This is a genomic window from Streptomyces boncukensis (genome assembly GCF_011045075.1).
GTDB classification, from domain to species: domain Bacteria; phylum Actinomycetota; class Actinomycetes; order Streptomycetales; family Streptomycetaceae; genus Streptomyces; species Streptomyces boncukensis.
Genome location: NZ_JAAKZZ010000956.1, coordinates 1 through 1348, shown reverse-complemented (window position 1 = coordinate 1348; position 1348 = coordinate 1). Strand labels below are relative to the sequence as shown.

The window sequence follows — 1348 nt, the reverse complement described above, 5'->3', positions numbered from 1 at the left end:
GTACCGCGTCGCCGTCCCCGCCGGAGCGTCCGCCGGCACCGGCGGCATCGACTTCCCCGCCGCCACCACCGACCTCCGCACGCACGTCGCCGCCCTCGGCGGAATCGCCCCCGCCACGGACGGAGACGGCGCCTACCGCGCCCAGTACCGCGACAACTACACCGGCCTGCAACGCTGGTCAGGCTCCTCGTGGGTCGGCATCGCCTGCGATCTCATCCCGTGGACCAAGGCATCCCTCGCCTCCGGCTACGGGCACGACGGCAACAACAACGGCGACGTGCGGTACCGCGTCATCGACCTCATCGGCACTCGCTTCGTCCAGTGGCGCGGCGGGATGAACGTCAAGTACAGCGGCGGCCTGCCCGCGCACGACGGCAAGTTCCTCGCCCGCCCGCTCCCCGCCACCGCCCGACCGAGCAGCGGCCTGCGCACCGTGCCCGTCGCGTGCTCGGCCGGGGACAGCTCCATCCTGTCGCTCAAGGTCGATTTCTACGCCAACGGCACCGCCGACCTCCTCAACGACCCCGGCGACACCCCGCCATGGGTCTCGCTCAACGGCATCATGTACCCCCTGTAGGGCTACTCGGGCAACTCGGTGACGGGCACCCTCGGCAGGCGGCCGGGGCCTGTCACGCGGTATCCGGGACCGCCGTTGTCCAGCGTGACGCTCCCGGTCTCCCCCTCCGAAATCCACTTCACTGTGACAGCGAACCGGACATCATGCTTGTACGCGCTCAGCAGCAAGACGAGCTGTTCGGGATCACCGGCAGAAACCTTCAAGGGGAAGTTCGCAGGCTTCTTCGCCGCCTGTGAGCCCTTGGCGCTTGGCTTGGCGGACGGCCGCTCAGCGTCGAGGTTCACATCGAATGACCGTGGTGTCATTACGCTGCCACACCCATCGGGCATCACGATTGTGCCCTGTTGCGGGGGCGGACTGCTGTCAAGGACCTCGATGTCAATACCGTTGACGACGATGGCGGCACCCGTCTTCGCCTGCAGCGTGATCGGCAGTTCCCACGAATAATCCGGGCGGGTGACCGGAACCTTATCTCCCCGCACCTGAGTGCCGTCACGCCGTAGCTCGGACCGAGGGCCATCCACGTAGACCTCGCTGCACCCCAAGATCTCGGTGGCATGGACCTTCAATCCAGGCGGTCCGGAGGTCTCACCTTTCACCCAGCTCCAGATCCCGGCCCCAGCGGCGCCGAGGACCAAGACGATGACCGGAAAGACGACGTACGTGACCCATTGATTCCTGCTGCGCAGGGGAGACGGCTCCGGAGCCGGGCCGTTGGGGGCAGGCGATGGGGGTAAGGAAGGCCGCGGGGGTGACGGGGGAGTCGTCGGC

General features: G+C 67.7%; 1 protein-coding gene and 1 pseudogene. One reads left to right on the top strand and one right to left on the bottom strand.

Features of this window, described 5'->3' with window-relative positions:
* A pseudogene (locus tag G5C65_RS37285) lies at nt 1-577 on the top strand (hypothetical protein); the annotation flags it as partial.
* 2 nt (nt 578-579) lie between these two features.
* On the opposite strand, the gene G5C65_RS37280 reads toward G5C65_RS37285, so the two are convergent.
* Nucleotides 580-1176 (bottom strand): hypothetical protein, encoded by a 597-nt coding sequence (locus G5C65_RS37280; RefSeq protein ID WP_241266340.1) that lies wholly within the window; start codon nt 1174-1176, stop codon nt 580-582.
* Nucleotides 1177-1348: the final 172 nt, after the last annotated feature.